This window comes from Streptomyces sp. NPDC053542 (genome assembly GCF_044544685.1).
Classification (GTDB): Bacteria; Actinomycetota; Actinomycetes; order Streptomycetales; family Streptomycetaceae; genus Streptomyces.
Genome location: NZ_JBITXL010000003.1, coordinates 769919 through 786563, shown reverse-complemented (window position 1 = coordinate 786563; position 16645 = coordinate 769919). Strand labels below are relative to the sequence as shown.

15 protein-coding genes are annotated in these 16645 nt (G+C 70.9%); 11 read left to right on the top strand and 4 right to left on the bottom strand.

What is annotated here, in order from left to right; genetic code table 11:
- Positions 1-48 precede the first annotated feature (48 nt).
- From ACIGXO_RS11385 to ACIGXO_RS11375, 3 genes are all read right to left on the bottom strand, one after another.
- A complete protein-coding gene (locus ACIGXO_RS11385) occupies positions 49-1260 on the bottom strand; it encodes a pyridoxal phosphate-dependent aminotransferase (RefSeq protein WP_399783630.1) in 1212 nt (403 codons plus the stop codon).
- Positions 1261-1496: 236 nt separating this feature from the next.
- Entirely contained in the window at positions 1497-3155 is a 1659-nt protein-coding gene (locus tag ACIGXO_RS11380) for an amidohydrolase family protein (protein WP_399783628.1), read from the bottom strand.
- A gap of 98 nt (positions 3156-3253) precedes the next feature.
- A complete protein-coding gene (locus tag ACIGXO_RS11375) occupies positions 3254-4546 on the bottom strand; it encodes an amino acid deaminase (protein ID WP_399783625.1) in 1293 nt (430 codons plus the stop codon).
- Between the two features lie 246 nt (positions 4547-4792).
- On the opposite strand from ACIGXO_RS11375, the gene ACIGXO_RS11370 reads away from it, so the two are divergent.
- The 5 genes from ACIGXO_RS11370 (at position 4793) to ACIGXO_RS11350 (ending at position 9736) form a co-directional block, all read left to right on the top strand.
- Positions 4793-5842, top strand: coding sequence for a sugar kinase (locus tag ACIGXO_RS11370; protein ID WP_399783894.1), 1050 nt, complete (start codon positions 4793-4795; stop codon positions 5840-5842).
- Between the two features lie 73 nt (positions 5843-5915).
- The gene (locus ACIGXO_RS11365) at positions 5916-6692 is read left to right on the top strand and encodes an IclR family transcriptional regulator (RefSeq protein WP_399783622.1); all 777 of its coding nucleotides are present in this window, start codon (positions 5916-5918) and stop codon (positions 6690-6692) included.
- An 8-nt stretch (positions 6693-6700) separates the two neighbouring features.
- Positions 6701-7111, top strand: a complete 411-nt coding sequence (locus ACIGXO_RS11360) for a RidA family protein (RefSeq protein WP_399783619.1) — start codon at positions 6701-6703, stop codon at positions 7109-7111.
- Positions 7112-7237: 126 nt separating this feature from the next.
- A complete protein-coding gene (locus tag ACIGXO_RS11355) occupies positions 7238-8728 on the top strand; it encodes a GntP family permease (RefSeq protein ID WP_399783616.1) in 1491 nt (496 codons plus the stop codon).
- 162 nt (positions 8729-8890) lie between these two features.
- Entirely contained in the window at positions 8891-9736 is an 846-nt protein-coding gene (locus ACIGXO_RS11350; RefSeq protein ID WP_399783613.1) for a serine protease, read from the top strand.
- A gap of 97 nt (positions 9737-9833) precedes the next feature.
- On the opposite strand, the gene ACIGXO_RS11345 is transcribed toward ACIGXO_RS11350, so the two are convergent.
- Positions 9834-10832 (bottom strand): chitinase, encoded by a 999-nt coding sequence (locus ACIGXO_RS11345; RefSeq protein ID WP_399783610.1) that lies wholly within the window; start codon positions 10830-10832, stop codon positions 9834-9836.
- A gap of 589 nt (positions 10833-11421) precedes the next feature.
- On the opposite strand from ACIGXO_RS11345, the gene ACIGXO_RS11340 reads away from it, so the two are divergent.
- From ACIGXO_RS11340 to ACIGXO_RS11315, 6 genes are all read left to right on the top strand, one after another.
- The gene (locus ACIGXO_RS11340) at positions 11422-12306 is read left to right on the top strand and encodes a hypothetical protein (RefSeq protein ID WP_399783607.1); all 885 of its coding nucleotides are present in this window, start codon (positions 11422-11424) and stop codon (positions 12304-12306) included.
- 158 nt (positions 12307-12464) lie between these two features.
- Positions 12465-13166: a Flp pilus assembly protein CpaB gene (cpaB, locus tag ACIGXO_RS11335; RefSeq protein WP_399783604.1), complete on the top strand. Its 702-nt coding sequence runs from the start codon at positions 12465-12467 to the stop codon at positions 13164-13166.
- An 8-nt stretch (positions 13167-13174) separates the two neighbouring features.
- Positions 13175-14488: a CpaE family protein gene (locus ACIGXO_RS11330; RefSeq protein WP_399783601.1), complete on the top strand. Its 1314-nt coding sequence runs from the start codon at positions 13175-13177 to the stop codon at positions 14486-14488.
- Positions 14489-14491: 3 nt separating this feature from the next.
- Positions 14492-14881 (top strand): TadE/TadG family type IV pilus assembly protein, encoded by a 390-nt coding sequence (locus tag ACIGXO_RS11325; protein ID WP_399783598.1) that lies wholly within the window; start codon positions 14492-14494, stop codon positions 14879-14881.
- Positions 14882-14883: 2 nt separating this feature from the next.
- The gene (locus ACIGXO_RS11320) at positions 14884-15267 is read left to right on the top strand and encodes a TadE family protein (RefSeq protein ID WP_399783595.1); all 384 of its coding nucleotides are present in this window, start codon (positions 14884-14886) and stop codon (positions 15265-15267) included.
- Positions 15264-16610 (top strand): CpaF family protein, encoded by a 1347-nt coding sequence (locus ACIGXO_RS11315; protein ID WP_399783592.1) that lies wholly within the window; start codon positions 15264-15266, stop codon positions 16608-16610. The genes ACIGXO_RS11320 and ACIGXO_RS11315 overlap by 4 nt, the downstream gene beginning before the upstream one ends.
- Positions 16611-16645: the final 35 nt, after the last annotated feature.

The window sequence follows — 16645 nt, the reverse complement described above, 5'->3', positions numbered from 1 at the left end:
ACCTTGGACTGAGTCTAAAGTTGTCCCGCGTACAGAGAAAGAGCCCGCTCAGTACTGACCGTAACCGTCCAGGAAGCTGCCGATCCGGGTCACCGCGTCCGTCAGATCGTCCTTGTTCGGCAGCGTGACCAGGCGGAAGTGGTCCGGCTCCGGCCAGTTGAAGCCCGTGCCGTGCACGATCATGATCTTCTCGGCGCGCAGCAGATCCAGCACCATCTGCCGGTCGTCCTTGATCTTGTACACCTTCGGGTCCAGCCGCGGGAACGCGTACAGCGCGCCCTTGGGCTTCACGCAGCTGACGCCCGGGATCTGCGAGAGCAGGTCGAACGCGGCGTCCCGCTGCTCCAGCAGCCGGCCACCCGGCAGCACCAGATCGTTGATCGACTGACGGCCGCCGAGCGCCGTCGCCACCGCGTGCTGGGCCGGCATGTTGGCGCACAGCCGCATGTTCGCGAGGATCGTCAGCCCCTCGATGTACGAGGTGGCGTGCGCCTTCGGGCCGCAGACCGCGAGCCAGCCGCTGCGGTAGCCCGCCACCCGGTACGCCTTCGACAGGCCGTTGAACGTCAGCGTCAGCAGGTCGGGGGCGAGGGACGCGAAGGGGGTGTGGGTCACGCCGTCGTAGAGGATCTTGTCGTAGATCTCGTCGGCGCAGACGATCAGGTTGTGCCGGCGGGCGATCTCCGCGATGCCGCGCAGCAGCTCCTCGTCGTACACCGCGCCCGTGGGGTTGTTCGGGTTGATGACGACGATGGCCTTCGTGCGGTCGGTGACCTTCCGCTCGATGTCGGCCAGGTCCGGCATCCAGTCCGCCTGCTCGTCGCAGCGGTAGTGCACGGCCGTACCGCCGGACAGCGAGACCGACGCCGTCCACAGCGGGTAGTCCGGGGCCGGGACCAGCACCTCGTCGCCGTCGTCGAGCAGCGCCTGCATCGACATCTGGATCAGCTCCGAGACGCCGTTGCCGAGGTAGATGTCCTCGACGGACAGCTCGATGCCGCGGGTCTGGTAGTGCTGCATCACCGCGCGCCGGGCGGAGAGCAGGCCCTTCGCGTCGCCGTAGCCGTGCGCCGTGCCGACGCTGCGGAGGACGTCCTCCAGGATCTCCGGCGGGCACTCGAAGCCGAACGCGGCGGGGTTGCCGGTGTTCAGCTTGAGTATGCGATGACCTGCCGCCTCCAGCCGCATCGCCTCCTCAAGAACCGGGCCACGGATCTCGTAGCAGACATTGGCGAGCTTGGTTGACTGGATCACCTGCATGTCCGCCACCTTACGGGCGGGCGCGGACGCCCGCCCGGTGTTATGGGCCACGCCGGGACCTGCCGATACGCAGGTGGCGGGCGGCTTCCCACCCGCCCCACTGCACATTCCAAGACTCGGATGACGCATGGCCGATTTTTCGCATGTGCTCACCATCGAGCGCTTCGTCATCGAAGCCGGACGACGGAATCCGCAGGACGTCCGGCGCGGCGCCCGGAGGCGGTGTGAGCTTCGACTCAGCCGCGCGCCACGGGAGTGCGCCGCACCGACCGGCCCGCGAGGACGTCGGTCCGCTTGCCGTCCTCGATCACGAAGCGGCCGTCGATCAGCACGTGCGGGATGCCCGTCGGGAGCGTCCGCGGCACCTCGAAGGTCGCCCCCGCGGCCACCGTCTCCGGGTCGAACAGCACCAGGTCGGCACGGTATCCCTCGCGGACGAGCCCCCGGTCCGGCAGCCGCAGCCGCGCCGCTGCCCGCCCGGTGAGGTGCGCGACGCACTCCTCCAGCGAGAGGATGCCCAGCTCACGGACGTACTTGCCCAGGTACTGGGGGAACGTGCCGTACGCGCGCGGGTGCGGCTTGGCGCCCTGCAGGATGCCGTCGCTGCCGCCCGTGTGCACGCGGTGCCGCATGATCTGCCGGACGTTCTCCTCGTGCCCGACGTGCTGCAGGATCGTCGAGCCGAGCCGGTCCTCGATGAGCAGCCGGCGGGCCGTCACCCACGGCTCCTCGCCGCGCTCGGCCGCGCTCTGCGCGACCGTCTTGCCGACGTACTCCGCGAGGTCCGGGTTCGAGACGCCGGAGATCTCGATCGTGTCCCACTCCATCGGGACGCCGTGGCAGCCGTCCGCGCCCTCGACCTCCACGACGTGCCGGATGCGGGCCGCCTCGGCGTCGTCCCGCAGCCGCGCGAGGATCGCGTCCGGGCCGCCCTCGCTCGCCCAGCTCGGCAGCATCGCGACCAGCGTCGTACAGCCGGGGGTGTACGGATACGTGTCCAGGCTGATGTCCGCGCCGTCGTCCAGCGCCGCGTCCAGCAGGGCCAGCAGCTCGGGGGCCCGGCCCTTGTTCACGCCGAAGTTCATGGTGGCGTGCGCGAGGTGCAGCGCACAGCCGGCCTCGCGCGTGAGGTCCACCATCTCCTCGTACGCCTGGAGCGCGCCCGCGCCGTACGAGCGGTGGTGCGGGCAGTAGTACCCCTCGTACCGGGCCACCACCCGGCACAGCTCGGCCAGTTCGGAGTCCGAGGCGTACATGCCGGGCGTGTAGGTGAGGCCCGAGGAGAGGCCCACGGCGCCCTGCTCCAGGCCCTCGGCGACCAGCCGCTTCATGCGGGCCAGCTCGGCGTCGGTCGCCGGGCGGTCGTCCCAGCCCATCGCCAGCATCCGGACCGTGCCCTGCGGGATCAGGTACGCGGCGTTGACCGCGATGCCGTGGCCGTCGAAGCCGTGGTCCAGCCGGTCGAGGTACTCGCCGACCGACCGCCAGCTGAAGTCGATGTCCGAGCCGCCCCCGCTCTCGGCTTCGCTCGAGCGGGAGGGACCCCCTCCGTTCCAGCCCGCGATCTGCGCGCGGACCTCGGCGAGGGTGCGGTCGTCGACGGGCGCGTACGACAGGCCGTCCTGGCCGATCACTTCGAGGGTGACGCCTTGTGCGGCTTTCGCCTCGTGCGAGGGGTCTCGCAGAAGCGCCAGGTCGCTGTGGGCGTGCATGTCGATGAAACCGGGCGCCAGCGCCAGGCCGGCTGCGTCGATGGTGCGGCGGGCCGTCGGGCGGTCGCCGCTGCCCTCCCGTACGACGGCGGCGATCCGGCCGCCGTCGAGCGCGACATCGGCGCGGTAGGAGGGACCGCCGGTGCCGTCGATGACGCTGACGTCGCGGAGGACGGTGTCCATGGGGGTTGCCTTTCTTGCGGCCGGTGGACGGGGCACACGGCCTCCGGCCGCGTTGCCCTCAAACGCCGGACGGGCTGGGATGTGGACGGGCGGGCCTCTCAGAAGAACGTGCGGACGAAGTCCGACACCGTGCCGTCGGCCTCGACCAGCGGGATCAGCTGCCACTTGTCGAAGGACGTGCACGGGTGGGACAGGCCCATCCCGATCCAGTCGCCGACCTCCAGCCCGGTGCCCGGCTCGGTGCTGATCCAGGCGTGCTGGTCGGAGAGGCCGGTCACGGCGATGCCGTCGGCGGGGCGCACCGCGCCGTCGCGCGCGGACCGTACGACCTGCGCCTCGGGCAGGTCCAGGTCGTACGCCGCGTCCCGCTTGCCCGCGTTGGCGAACGCCTGCGTGCCGTTGGGGCGCGAGACGACCTGCGCCCACAGGCGGAAGGCGGGCTGCAGGGCGCCCTCGTCGGGGTGGCGGTTGAAGGGGGTGAGGTGGCGGTAGTGGCCGTCGTCGTGCGAGACGTACGCGCCGGAGCGCAGCAGCTTCAGTACCGGCCGGGACAGCTCCGGTACCTCGGCGAAGACCTCGGCGACCGTGTCGAACCACGCGCTGCCGCCCGCGCTCAGCACGATCTCGTCCAGGTCGGCGAAGCGGCCCGCCTTGTCCAAGTCGGTGACGAGCGCGACGAGGCGGCGCAGCCAGGCGGCGATCCGCTCGGCGTTCGCGTCCGGCACCTCGCCTTCGTACCCGGCGATGCCGACCAGCCGGAGGGTGTCGGCCGCGGCGATCGCGTTGGCCAGGTCCAGGCAGGTGGCCTCGTCGCGGACGCCGGTACGGGCGGCGTCGCCCGCGCCCAGCTCGATGACGACGTCCACCGGGCGCGTGGCGCCGGCCTCGCGCAGGGCCGCGTCCATCAGCTCGATGCCGCGCAGCGAGTCGACGTAACAGACGAAGCGGAAGTCCGGGTCGGCGGCCAGCTCGCCGGCCAGCCAGCGCAGCGCGGCGGCGTCCACCAGCTCATTGGCGAGGAAGATCCGCTGGATGCCGAAGGCGCGGCAGACGCGGGCCTGGTGCGGCACGGCGACGGTGATGCCCCAGGCGCCGTGCGCCACCTGGCGCGCGAAGAGCTGCGGGGACATGGAGGTCTTGCCGTGCGGCGCGAAGGCCAGGCCGTGCCGGGTGGAGTAGTCCTCCATCAGGGCGAGGTTGTGCTCGACCGACTCGGCGGACAGGGCCAGGACCGGGGTGGTGAAGCCGCCGGTGAAGAGGTTGCGGCGCTGGGCCGCCAGGGCACCGACCGTGAGTCCTTCCGCGTCCGGGGGGAGGGCCTTGAAGCGGTGGTCCACCCGTTCGTCCGCGAGCTGTCCGATGGGGTGGTCGGACTGGGGATCGGCGGCCATGGGATGTCTCCTCAAATTTCCTGTTGCAGCATCTGCAACGCCCATTGCGCATATCGCTGAATGCTGTCTAGCATCCGTTTCATCGTCGGGTCAATGGTGGGGAAACGCGGGAAACACAGCGCTGAACACGCCCCCGCCCCACCGCCACGGCCCCGCACCACCCACCGCAAGGAGCAGGGAAACACCGTGACCACAGCGACCACGCCACCGCACGTCACCACCGACGTCGTCTGCCTGGGCGAGTCCATGGTCACCTTCCTGCCCGCACGCCCCGGCAGACTCGCCGACGTGCACTCCTGGGACCGCGGCATCGGCGGCGCCGAGTCCAACGTGGCCTGCGCGCTGGCCGCCATCGGGCACCCCGCCCGGTGGATCTCCCGGGTCGGCGCCGACGGTTTCGGCGACCACCTCCTGGAGGCGATCGCCGCACACGGCGTCGATGTCGGCCACGTCCAGCGCGACCCCAAGCGCCCGACCGGCATCTACTTCCGCACGGCGGGGGAGCGGGCCACCGGCGCGGAGCCGGAGCCGGAGACGGAGGCGGAGGCGGACGGGGGACAGGACCTCGCCGAGGTCGTCTACTACCGCGCCGGCTCCGCCGCCTCCGCGATGACCCCCGCGCTCCTCGACGAACAGGCCCTCTGGGACGCCCGCGTCGTCCACGTCACCGGCATCACCGCCGCCCTCTCCGACGGCTGCCTCGACGTCCTGAAGACGATCACCGAGCGTCGTCCGGGCCGCCCGCTCGTCTCCTTCGACCTCAACTACCGCGTCGGCCTCTGGCAGGACCGCGCGGACGCGGCGCCCGGAATCCTCCTCGGCCTCGCCCGCGGCTGCGACCTGGTCTTCGTCGGCGAGGACGAGGCCGCGGCCGCCTGGAACGTGCACGGCCCGGCCGCCGTGCGCACGGCGCTGCCCGAGCCCGGCGTCCTCGTCGTCAAGCAGGGCGGCGAGGGGGCCACCGTGTACGAGCGGCAGCCCGACGGCACCGACACCGTGACCTTCGCGCCCGCGCTCAAGGTCGAGGTGGCGGCCCCGGTCGGGGCCGGCGACGCCTTCGCCGCCGGCTTCCTCTCCGCCACCCTGCGCGGCCTGCCCGTCTTCGACCGCATCCGGCACGGCCACCTCATGGCCGCCGCCTCCCTCACCGTCCCCGGCGACCTCGGCACCCCGCCGGCCCGCGAGCTCACCGACCACCTCGTCGCGCTCGACGCGGCCGCCTGGGAGACACTGCGACTCGGCCCCGGCTGGACGGAGACCGGGGTTGAAGAAGTACGGGTGGAGGTCCCCTCATGAGTGAGCGCAGCGAGCGAATCATCGAAAGGTGCGTGCCCGACTCAGGTCGGGCCTCGCGAAGCGAGGTTCGAGCATGAGTCAGACAGTCGACCGGGCGCTGAGCATCCTGCCGCTCCTCGCGCAGGGACCGGCCAACCTGGAGCAGGTCGCCGACCGGCTCGGTGTGCACAAGTCCACCGCCCTGCGGCTGCTGCGCACCCTGCACGAGCACGGCATGGTCTACCGCCAGCCCGACCAGCGCTACCGCCTGGGCGCCCGGCTCTTCGCGCTCGCCCAGGAGGCCGTCGAGAACCTCGACGTCCGCGACATCGCCCACCCCCACCTCGCCGAGCTCAACGAGAAGGTCGGCCACACCGTCCACCTCGCGGTGTACGAGGAGAACGAGGTCCTCTACATCGACAAGGTCGAGAGCCGCTACCCGGTCCGGATGTACTCGCGCATCGGCAAGCCCGTCGCGATCACCGTCGCGGCCGTCGCCAAGCTGCTGCTCGCCGACCTCCCCGAGCCCGAGCGCCGCGCCGTCGCCGAGCGGCTCGACTACCCCCAGTACACGGCCCGTTCGACGCCCGACGCCACGGCCTTCCTGGCCGAGCTGGCCAAGGTGCGCGAACAGGGCTGGGCCACCGACCTCGGTGGCCACGAGGAGTCCATCAACTGCATCGGAGCACCCATCCGCGGTGCGGACGGCCGGCTGGTCGCGGCGATGTCGGTCTCCGCGCCGAACGTCGTCGTCTCCGCCGAGGAACTCCTCAAACTGCTCCCGCTGGTGCGCCGTACCGCGGACGCCATCAGCCGGGAGTACTCGGGCAACGCCCCGGTAAGAACCCCGCAGGACCACAAGGAAGCCTGAGAGCCACCATGACCGAGAAGACCGCCCTCACCCCGGCCACCCACACCACCCCGCCCGCGAAGTTCTCCCACGGCGTCAAGAAGGGCAACATCCTTCAGGTCGCCGGCCAGGTCGGCTTCCTCCCGGCCGTCGAGGGCCAGGCCCCCACCCCCGCGGGCCCGACCCTGCGCGAGCAGACCCTGCAGACCTTCGCCAACGTCAAGGCGATCCTCGAAGAGGGCGGCGCGACCTGGGACGACGTCATGATGATGCGCGTCTACCTCACCGACGTCGACCACTTCGCCGAGATGAACGAGATCTACAACGCGTACTTCGAGGAGCAGGGCCTGAAGGAGGCGCCGGCCGCCCGTACCACCGTGTACGTCGGCCTGCCCAAGGGTCTGCTCATCGAGATCGACGCGCTCGCCGTCCTGAGCTGACGCCGCTCTCCCCCTGATCTCTCCCCCACAAGCCGTTCGTCGTCACGGCGCGGCGCCTCTGCCCCACGAGGCGCCGTGCCGCGATCCCCCCTGCCCCGAAAGCCCCATGCACTTACGAGGTCAAAGATGTCCCCGTCCCCCCTCGCGGCGCTCGCGGCCGCCCCCGCTCCACCGGCACCACCCCACACCGGCGGCCTGCTCGCCCTGATCCCGGGCACGGCCGGCCTGCTCACCGTCGCCGCCCTCGGCATCGCCCTCCTCCTCGTCCTGATCATCAAGGTCAGGCTGCAGCCCTTCGTCGCGCTGCTCTCCGTCTCCATCGCGGTCGGCCTGGCCGCCGGGCTCTCCGTCACCGAACTCTTCGGCACCGTCCAGAAGTCCGACGTCGTCTCGATGATCGAGAGCGGCATGGGCGGCATCCTCGGACACGTCGCGATCATCATCGGCCTGGGCACGATGCTCGGCGCGATACTCGAAGTCTCCGGCGGCGCCGAGGTACTGAGTGCCCGCCTGCTCCGCCTCTTCGGTGAGAAGCGCGCGCCGCTCGCCATGGGCCTGACCGGCCTGATCTTCGGTATCCCGGTCTTCTTCGACGTGGGCATCTTCGTCCTCGCACCGATCGTGTACGCGGCCGCCAAGCGCTCCGGCAAGTCGATCGTCCTGTACGCCATGCCGCTGCTGGCCGGCCTGTCGATGACGCACGCCTTCCTGCCGCCGCACCCCGGGCCGGTCGCCGCGGCCGGCCTCCTCAAGGTCGACCTCGGCTGGATCATCCTGATGGGCCTGGTCTGCGGCATCCCGGCCGTGCTGGCGGCCTGGGCCTACGCGGCCTGGATCGGCAAGCGCGTCTTCGTCCCGGTGCCGCACGACATGGTCGAGGCGGCCGCGGAGGCCAAGGCCGCGGTCGCCGCGGAGAAGGCGGCGGCCGGCGCCGACACCGACGAGAAGCCCGTCCCGCTCGGCACGGTCCTCGCCATCATCGGCACCCCGCTGATCCTCATCCTCCTCGCGACCTTCTCCTCCATCGCGCTGCAGCCGTCCTCCGGCCGCTCGGTCATCGAGTTCTTCGGCCACCCGTTCGTGGCCCTGACCATCGCGCTGGTCCTGGCGTACTACCTGCTCGGCATCCGCCGCGGCTGGTCCCGCAAGTCCCTGGAGACGGTCTCCACCGCGTCCCTGAAGCCGGTCGGCAACATCCTGCTGGTCGTCGGCGCCGGCGGGATCTTCGGCGCCGTCCTCAAGGGCAGCGGCGTCGCCGACGCCCTCTCCGACACCTTCCAGAACGTCGGCCTGCCGGTCATCGTGCTGGCCTGGCTGCTCTCCGTCGTCCTCCGGGTCGCCCAGGGCTCCGCCACGGTCGCCATCGTCACCACCGCCGGCATCGTGCTGCCCCTGGTCGAGGCCCAGCACCTCTCCCAGCCGCACCTGGCCCTGGTCATCATGGCCATCTCGGCGGGCTCGATCTTCGCCTCGCACGTGAACGACGGCGGGTTCTGGATGGTCGCCAAGTACTTCGGGATCTCCGAACGCGACACCCTCAAGACCTGGACGGTCCTGGAGTCCGTGCTCTCCGTCGCGGGCTTCGTGGTCGCGGCGCTGGTGAGCCTCGTGGTCTGACGGTGTACCCCGTCCGCTGACACCCGCGTCGTCCGACGCAGCCATGACCGTGCACGCGCATTGCCGTGCACGGTCATTGCCTTGGCGCCCCGGTGCCCCGACTATGTGCATGACAACGCCGGAGAGTGAGATCTCTGGTTCGCATATCGGAGAGGACCCCACATGCACAGACCTCTCGTCGGCGCTCTCGCCAGCGCCGTACTCGGCAGCGCGGCTCTGATAGGAGCGGGCGCCGGGCCCGCCGCGGCGGACACGCACCGGGTCAAGGCAGTGGACTTCGCCGGGACCGTGGCGCTCAGCAACTGTTCCGGTTCGCTGGTGCGGATGCCGGACTCGGCGGACACCGACAAGGCACTGGTGATGTCCAACGGGCACTGCGTGGAGTCGGGGATGCCGGGGGCCGGTGAGGTCCTCGTCGACCAGCCGTCCAGCCGCGGCTTCACCGTGCTCAGCGCGTCCGGCGGCAGCAAGGGAACGGTGCGGGCCAGCAAGATCGCGTACGCGACGATGACGGACACCGACGTCTCGCTGTACGAACTGACCTCCACCTACGCCGACATCCAGAAGAAGTACGGCATCAAGGCGTTGCCGCTGGCGACCGAGCACCCCGTGCAGGGGGCCTCGATCAAGGTCGTCTCCGGGTACTGGAAGAAGATCTACTCGTGCAGCATCGACGGGTTCGTGCATGAGCTGAAGGAGGGGGAGTGGACCTGGAAGGACTCGGTCCGCTACACCTCCGCGTGCAACACCATCGGCGGCACGTCCGGCTCGCCGGTGATCGACACGGCCACCGGCAAGGTCGCGGCGATCAACAACACCGGTAACGAGGACGGCGGCCGGTGCACGGTGAACAACCCGTGCGAGGTCGACGAGAACGGCACCGTGACGGTCCGCCAGGGCATCAACTACGCCCAGCAGACCTACACCATCCCGAAGTGCTTCGGTACGGGCAACAAGCTCGACCTGGAGAGGGAGGGCTGCACGCTGCCCCGGCCGTCCGGGGAGTAAGCAGCGGAAGGGGGCCCGCCGCCGGGGAGAGCCGGCGGCGGGCCCGTACGCGGGCGGTGGGGTGGACCCGCGCGCGTGGGGGGCGGCGCTCAGGAGGTCAGAGGCCGTGCACGTGGCCGCCGACCTCGTTCGCGAAGGCGTTGCCGTTCGCCGCGTCCCAGTTGGTCGACCAGGTCATCGCGCCGCGCAGCCCCGGGTAGGTCCGCGGAGGCTTGAAGGAGCCGCAGCCGGTGCCCTTGGTGAGGCAGTCCAGGGCCGCGTTGACCACGTCCGGCGCGACGTGGCCGCTGCCGGCGGCCTTCGGCGACGCCGGGACGCCTATGCCGACCTGCGACGCGTCCAGGCCGTTCTCCAGTTGAATACAGGCCAGTGCGGTGAGGAAGTCCACCGAGCCCTGGCTGTAGACCTTGCCGTCGCAGCCGTTCATCGAACCGCTGTTGTAGTACTGCATGTTGACGGCCGTGAGGAAGTCCTTGATGCCGAGCGCGGTCTTGAAGTACTCGTTCCCCGGCGACTGCATGTCGACGGTCTGCGGCGCCATGGTGACCACGAGGTCGCCGTGCGCGGCGTGCAGGGACTTCAGCGCCTGGGTCATATACGTGGAATTGAGGCCGTTCTCCAGGTCGATGTCGACGCCGTCGAAGCCGTATTCGTCCATCAGCCGGCCGACGGAATCGGCGAAGTTCTTCGCGGAAGCCTCGTCGGCGACGGAGACGGCGCCCTTCTCGCCGCCGACCGAGATGATCACGGATTTACCGGCCGCCTTTTTGGCCTTGATGTCCGCTTTGAAGTCGTCCGTCGAGGCATAGCCGAGCGCCGGGTCGAGGGTGAAGCCGACCTGGCCCGGCGTGCCGGTGGCGTCGGCGAACGCGACCGCGATGATGTCGTAGGCGTCGGGGACGTCCTTGAGCTTCTGGACGGTGGCGCCGTTGTCGAAGTTCTGCCAGTAACCGGTGACCGCGTGCGCAGGTGGGGCGGCCTGGGCGGGCTGGACGGCGCCGGCCGCCGTCAGTCCGGCGGTCGTCAGCGCGGCGGCGGCGAGCGCGCCGAGCAGTCTCTTCGTGAGCGTGAACGTGCGGGGGCGTGGGCGTGCCACGGCAGCCTCCGGTGGGGGGTGTGGGGTGTGACGGAGTGCGCGTTCAGGGGCCCCTGTTGCTGCCCTACAACGTGGTCCAGACCAATAAATCTGTCAAGGGTTCGAGCGGAACGGGAATTGGCGCAGATCACGTTTCGGAGCGTCAATTCCGGGACAGAAGGCGGAATTCCGCAGCGGGCGCTCGCTCTCCGTGCGTGCACCACGGGACCTGGAATTCCCCTAGCAGCGAACGGGCGGCCGGAGTGCCCGGATCGGTATGGAATGGCGGGTCGTGGGTGGGTCGTTACGGGCGGGTGCGCGGTAACTGAGCGTTACATGCCCGTACTTGTGGCTTGATCACGCACATTGTCCGGATGTAACCACCTGCCGACTTGTAAACTTGAGCATTCAACAGTAATGGCTGCGGATAGATCGCCGTTGATCGGTAAATGATCTCCCGAATGGCTACCGTGAGAGCGTTGTGGTGGCGGTCGTCGGAGGCGGCGGAGTGTTTTCTGTTGCCCGGGACGCGGCTAAAGTCTGCGCAGGACAAGACACCGCAGCGAGGGAAGTTGTGGAGCGACTGACGTGGTGAAACGGGGACACACACATGCCGACCGCGATAGCCGTCACCAGCCCTGATCTGGTGCTCGCGCCGCCCGACAGGGTGACGCCCCCCGCGCATGTGCTCGGCCCTCCGGAACGCCAGTCGCTGGACGACGCGCTCTCCCAGATGTACTTCCTCCTGGAGCAGCACGGCCATGTCCTGGTGGTCCACTCCCACGCGGCGCCGCAGGAGCACGTGCGCCGCCTGCAGACCCTCCGTGCCGTCCTGGAAAGTGACCGGATCGCGTTGATCAGTAGCGCATTGCCGCCGCTCGGCGTCGGTCTGCTGGTCCGTCAGTTACGCCAGCTCTCCGCGTGCGACGTGGGCCCCGGCGTGCTCGCCGCGGCCGCGAAGCTGCTCACGTACTACATCCACGCGGGCGCGCTGCTGAACAGCGTGACCCGCCTCGACGCCGTGCCCGTCAGCCTCAAGGCACACGCCAGATCCTGGGTGCCGGGCTCGCAGTTCGCCGTGCTGGCCCATCCGACCCCGGAGCTGGTCATGCTCGGCGCGGACGACGCCCGGCTGTCCGGCCCCGACTTCCCCACCCAGCTGACGGTGGCACAGGGGCAGTTCGTCTCCGAGTGGCCGCGTACCCTGGCCCGCCAGTGGTCCGTCCAGGCCGTGCAGCCGGCCGAACTGCCCGCCGACTCGGCGCGGTGGTGGGGGACCGGCCGGCTGACCGAGTTCGCCGCCGGCATCGCGGACACCGCCGTACTCGCCCGGCTCGTGGCCTCCGTGCACCGCTTCCCCTGCCCCTGGTGCGGCCTGGAACTGATCGGCGACCGCTGCGCGTTCTGTGCTGCCCCGGTGCTCCCCGCGGAGCACTCCAGCCCCTCCGACACCGCCGCCACCCGCGGAGCCGGACCGTCCGGCCGGTCGCGGTAGCGGCCATCCGGTGCGGCGGCCACAGTGGGCACATGGACGGATTACTCGGCGACGGGGGCGGCAGAGGACCCGGTCACGGCCCCATCGCACCCGCACCACCCCTGCGTCATGCCCCGCCCCGCTCACCGTAACCGCCCTGAACGAGGTAGTCCGCAACCATGAACTCACGCCAGCGCCGCGGCATCGTCCTGCTGCTCCTGTCGGTCCTGTGCGCATTCGGCGCCTTCGCCGGCGTCCTCTCGGTGATCAGCGACGTGCAGTCCAAGGTGGGGCCCGAGGTCTCCGCGTACGAGCTGCGCACCGACGTCGCCGCGTACAAGACCCTGAGCGAGGGGCAGTTCCGCAAGGTGCAGGTGCCCGAGCGCTGGCTGCCGAGCACCGCGGTGCGGGACCTGGACCAGGTCGTGGGCAGGATCGCGGTCAATCCGCTGCGGAAGGGCTCGCTGCTCCAGTACGACATGGTCGCCGACCGGCCGGCCCTGAAGCCGGGCCAGCAGGAGATCGCGATCATGATCGACGCGGCGACCGGCGTGGCCGGCAAGATCACCCCCGGTGCCTCGGTCAACATCTACGCCACCTTCGCCGGGGAGGACGGCGAGGCCAACAGCTCCAAGGTGATCGTCAGCAACGCCAAGGTCATCGACGTCGGCCGGCTCACCGCGCTCAAGCCCCGGCCGGGCGAGACGGCCAACGGCGGCGAGGCGGTGCCGATCACGTTCGCGCTCAGGACGCTGGACGCGCAGCGCGTCGCGTACGCGGAGTCCTTCGCCACCCACGTACGCCTGGCGCTGGTCGCGCCGGGCAGCGACGCCACCATCCCGGACGACCAGCGGGACTACACCCTGGCCGGGGACAAGTGAGGTAACGGATGGTCACACGAATCCTCCCGGCCGTCGGCGACGCCGAAGCGGCACGCGCGGTGACGACGCTGCTGAGCCAGCTGCCGGACACCGAGCCGGCGCCGCCCGTCGGCAATTCGACGCTGCTGCTCGACACCCTCGCGCAGCTCGCCGAGGAATCGCTCGCCGACCTGCCGGAGGTAGTCCTCGTCCACGAGCGCGTCGGCCCGGTGCCGGCGCTGGAGCTGATCCGCGAGGTCGCCCTCCGTTTCCCGGCGGTCGGGGTGATTCTGATAACCGCCGACACCGGCTCCGGGGTGTACGCCGCCGCCATGGACTCCGGCGCCCGCGGCGTCGTCGGCCTGCCCCTCTCGTACGACGAGCTGTCGGCGCGCGTGCACGCCACGGGGAGCTGGGCGGCCGGGGTCCGCCGCCACCTGGGCGCGGACGCCGGGATGCCGCCCGGGCCCGGCGGCACGGTCATCACGGTCAGCGGTGCCAAGGGCGGCGTCGGGACCACCACGCTCGCCGTGCAGCTGGCGCTGGCGGCCCGGGCGGTGGGCCGGCACGTGGCGCTGGTCGACATGGACCTCCAGAGCGGCGACGTCGCGTCCTACCTGGACGTGCAGTTCCGCCGGTCCATCGCCGACCTGGCCGGCATCAAGGACATCTCGCCGCGCGTGCTCCAGGACGTGGTGCTGCACCACGAGACGGGCGTCGGGCTGCTGCTCGCGCCGCAGGAGGGAGAGCGCGGCGAGGAGGTGGACGAGCGGACCACCCGGCAGGTCATCGGCGCGCTGCGCAGCCGGTACCACGTGGTGATCGTCGACTGCGGGTCCCAGCTGACCGGCGCGAACGCCGCGGCGGTGGAGATGGCCGACGGCGCGCTGCTGGTCGTCACGCCGGACGTGGTCACGGTACGGGCCGCCAAGCGCACCGTACGGATGTGGGACCGGCTCCAGGTGCGCAAGGCCGAGGACACCCTGGCGGTGGTCAACCGGCACACCCGTACCACCGAGATCCAGCCGCCGCTGGTCGAGCGGATCGTCGGCACCCGGGTGGCCCGTACGGCCGTGCCCGCGGGCTTCAAGGAGCTGCAGCCCGCGGTCGACGCGGGCCGGCTGCACGACCTGGACGACCGGGGCCAGGTCAAGCAGGCGATGTGGGCGCTGGCCGGCGAACTGGGCCTGGGCCGGGGGCCGGAGGACGGCCCGGTGGGGCACGGCCGGAGCAGGCGCGGCAAGTACCGCAACGACCGGGGTTCGATCGGCTTCCGGCGCCGCCGCGGCGAGGGGCAGGGCCGTGGCGGCGCGGCCGCGGACAGACCAGGCGGGGAGGGCTGAGCGATGAGGCCCTGGCGGGTACGTGTCGCGCGGCGTGTGCGGGAGGACCGGGGGCAGGTCGCGGTGGAGTTCCTCGGCATGCTGCCGCTCATCGTGACCACCCTGGTGCTGCTGTGGCAGTGCGCGCTGGTCGGTTTCACGTACACGCTGGCCGGAAACGCCGCGGACCGGGCGGCCCGCGCGGGCAGCTCCGGCGGCCCGGGGGCCTGCGAGCGCGGCGGTACGGAGGACCTCGGCGCGAGCTGGCGCGCGGGCGCCGCGGTCTCCTGCACGCCCGCGCCGGGGCTCGTCAAGGCCGAGGTCGCCCTCAAGGTGCCCGTCCTCTTCCCCGGCTCGCTCGCCTTCCCCTTCCGGGTCACCGGCGAGGCCGCCGCCGTGAAGGAGGAGGACTGACCATGGTGCGGAGTGAACGGCGGGCCGACCGGGGGCAGACGGCCGTCGAGTTCGTGGGCATGCTGCCGGTGCTGATCCTGGTCGGGCTGGCGCTGGTCCAGTTCGGCATCGCCGCGTACGCGATCCAGCAGACCGGTACGGGAGCGCGCGCCGCGGCACGTACCGCGGGGCTGGACGAGCCGGAGATCAGCCCGGCCGCCGCCGGGCGGGCGGCGATGAGCGGCTGGCTCGCCAAGGGGGCCACCTTCTCGCCGGGCAGCGGCGGACCGGGCGCGGTGACGGTGACCGCCACGGTACGCATCCCCTCGATCATCCCGTTCGTCGACGACCTCGGTGCCACCGAGAAGACCGTCACCATGCCGCGTACGAAGGAGTCCGGACCATGAGCCTGAGGGCGCGCATCAACGCTCCCGAGGCCCCCAACGGGCAGCAGGAGGAGAACCACCTCGTCGCCGTCTACCGCGGCAAGCTGCTGGAGGAGATCGACCTCGCGGAGATGTCCTCGCTGGCCGCCGCCGAGCGGCGGGCGCGGCTGGAACGCGTGCTGGGCCACATCATCAGCCGCGAGGGCCCGGTCCTCTCCACGCACGAGCGCGCCATGCTCATCCGGCGTGTCGTCGACGAGGCGCTGGGCCTGGGCATCCTCGAACCGCTCCTGGAGGACGCCTCGGTCACCGAGATCATGGTGAACGGGCCCGACCAGATCTTCGTCGAGCGGGCCGGCAAGGTCGAGCTGCTGCCGCTGCGGTTCGCCTCCAACGAGCAGCTGATGCAGACCATCGAGCGCATCGTCTCCACGGTCAACCGCCGGGTGGACGAGACGAATCCGATGGTCGACGCCCGGCTGCCCTCCGGCGAGCGGGTCAACGTCATCATCCCGCCGCTGGCCCTGTCCGGCCCCGCGCTCACCATCCGCCGCTTCCCCCGCTCGTACACCCTCCAGGAGATGATCGGCCTCGGCTCGCTGGACGAGCACATGCTGATGCTGCTCTCGGGCCTGGTGCGGGCGAAGTTCAACATCGTCGTCTCCGGCGCGACCGGCTCCGGCAAGACCACGCTGCTCAACGCGCTGTCCGGGCTGATCCCCGAGGGCGAGCGCATCATCACCATCGAGGACTCCGCCGAGCTCCGGCTCCAGCAGGCGCACGTCATCACGCTGGAGGCGCGCCCCGCCAACGTCGAGGGCAAGGGCCGGATCACCATCCGCGACCTGGTGCGCAACTCCCTCCGGATGCGCCCGGACCGGATCATCGTCGGCGAGGTGCGCGGCGGCGAGACGCTGGACATGCTGCAGGCGATGTCCACGGGCCACGACGGCTCGCTGGCCACCGTGCACGCCAACAGCGCGGAGGACGCACTGATGCGGCTGCAGACCCTGGCGTCGATGTCCGAGGTCGAGATCCCGTTCGTGGCGATCAAGGACCAGATCAACAGCGCGCTGGACGTCCTCGTCCAGCTCACCCGGCACGCCGACGGCACCCGCAAGATCAGCGAGATCGCGATCGTGGACTCCTACGGCCGCGAGGACTACCGGCTCGTCTCGGTCGCCAAGTTCCTGCCCCGCCCGATGGCCGCGGACGGCACGGTGCACGGCACCTTCGAGTACTACCCGCTGCCGCGCCGCGTCGCCGACCGCCTCTACATGAAGAACGAACCGCTCCCTGCCGCCTTCGGCGTCGCCTCCGACGCCGGCCAGCTCGTCATGCGCAAGGGCGAATATTCCGCCTGAACCACCGTCCGCTCCCGCCCCCGCACGGAGGAAAC

Bases quoted from the DNA above. Each gene is read 5' to 3' on its own strand.
- ACIGXO_RS11385 (WP_399783630.1), bottom strand. From the start codon at position 1,260: ATGCAGGTGATCCAGTCAACCAAGCTCGCCAATGTCTGCTACGAGATC.
- ACIGXO_RS11380 (WP_399783628.1), bottom strand. From the start codon at position 3,155: ATGGACACCGTCCTCCGCGACGTCAGCGTCATCGACGGCACCGGCGGT.
- ACIGXO_RS11375 (WP_399783625.1), bottom strand. From the start codon at position 4,546: ATGGCCGCCGATCCCCAGTCCGACCACCCCATCGGACAGCTCGCGGAC.
- ACIGXO_RS11370 (WP_399783894.1), top strand. From the start codon at position 4,793: ATGGTCACCTTCCTGCCCGCACGCCCCGGCAGACTCGCCGACGTGCAC.
- ACIGXO_RS11365 (WP_399783622.1), top strand. From the start codon at position 5,916: ATGAGTCAGACAGTCGACCGGGCGCTGAGCATCCTGCCGCTCCTCGCG.
- ACIGXO_RS11360 (WP_399783619.1), top strand. From the start codon at position 6,701: ATGACCGAGAAGACCGCCCTCACCCCGGCCACCCACACCACCCCGCCC.
- ACIGXO_RS11355 (WP_399783616.1), top strand. From the start codon at position 7,238: ATGTCCCCGTCCCCCCTCGCGGCGCTCGCGGCCGCCCCCGCTCCACCG.
- ACIGXO_RS11350 (WP_399783613.1), top strand. From the start codon at position 8,891: ATGCACAGACCTCTCGTCGGCGCTCTCGCCAGCGCCGTACTCGGCAGC.
- ACIGXO_RS11340 (WP_399783607.1), top strand. From the start codon at position 11,422: ATGCCGACCGCGATAGCCGTCACCAGCCCTGATCTGGTGCTCGCGCCG.
- cpaB (WP_399783604.1), top strand. From the start codon at position 12,465: ATGAACTCACGCCAGCGCCGCGGCATCGTCCTGCTGCTCCTGTCGGTC.
- ACIGXO_RS11330 (WP_399783601.1), top strand. From the start codon at position 13,175: ATGGTCACACGAATCCTCCCGGCCGTCGGCGACGCCGAAGCGGCACGC.
- ACIGXO_RS11325 (WP_399783598.1), top strand. From the start codon at position 14,492: ATGAGGCCCTGGCGGGTACGTGTCGCGCGGCGTGTGCGGGAGGACCGG.
- ACIGXO_RS11320 (WP_399783595.1), top strand. From the start codon at position 14,884: ATGGTGCGGAGTGAACGGCGGGCCGACCGGGGGCAGACGGCCGTCGAG.
- ACIGXO_RS11315 (WP_399783592.1), top strand. From the start codon at position 15,264: ATGAGCCTGAGGGCGCGCATCAACGCTCCCGAGGCCCCCAACGGGCAG.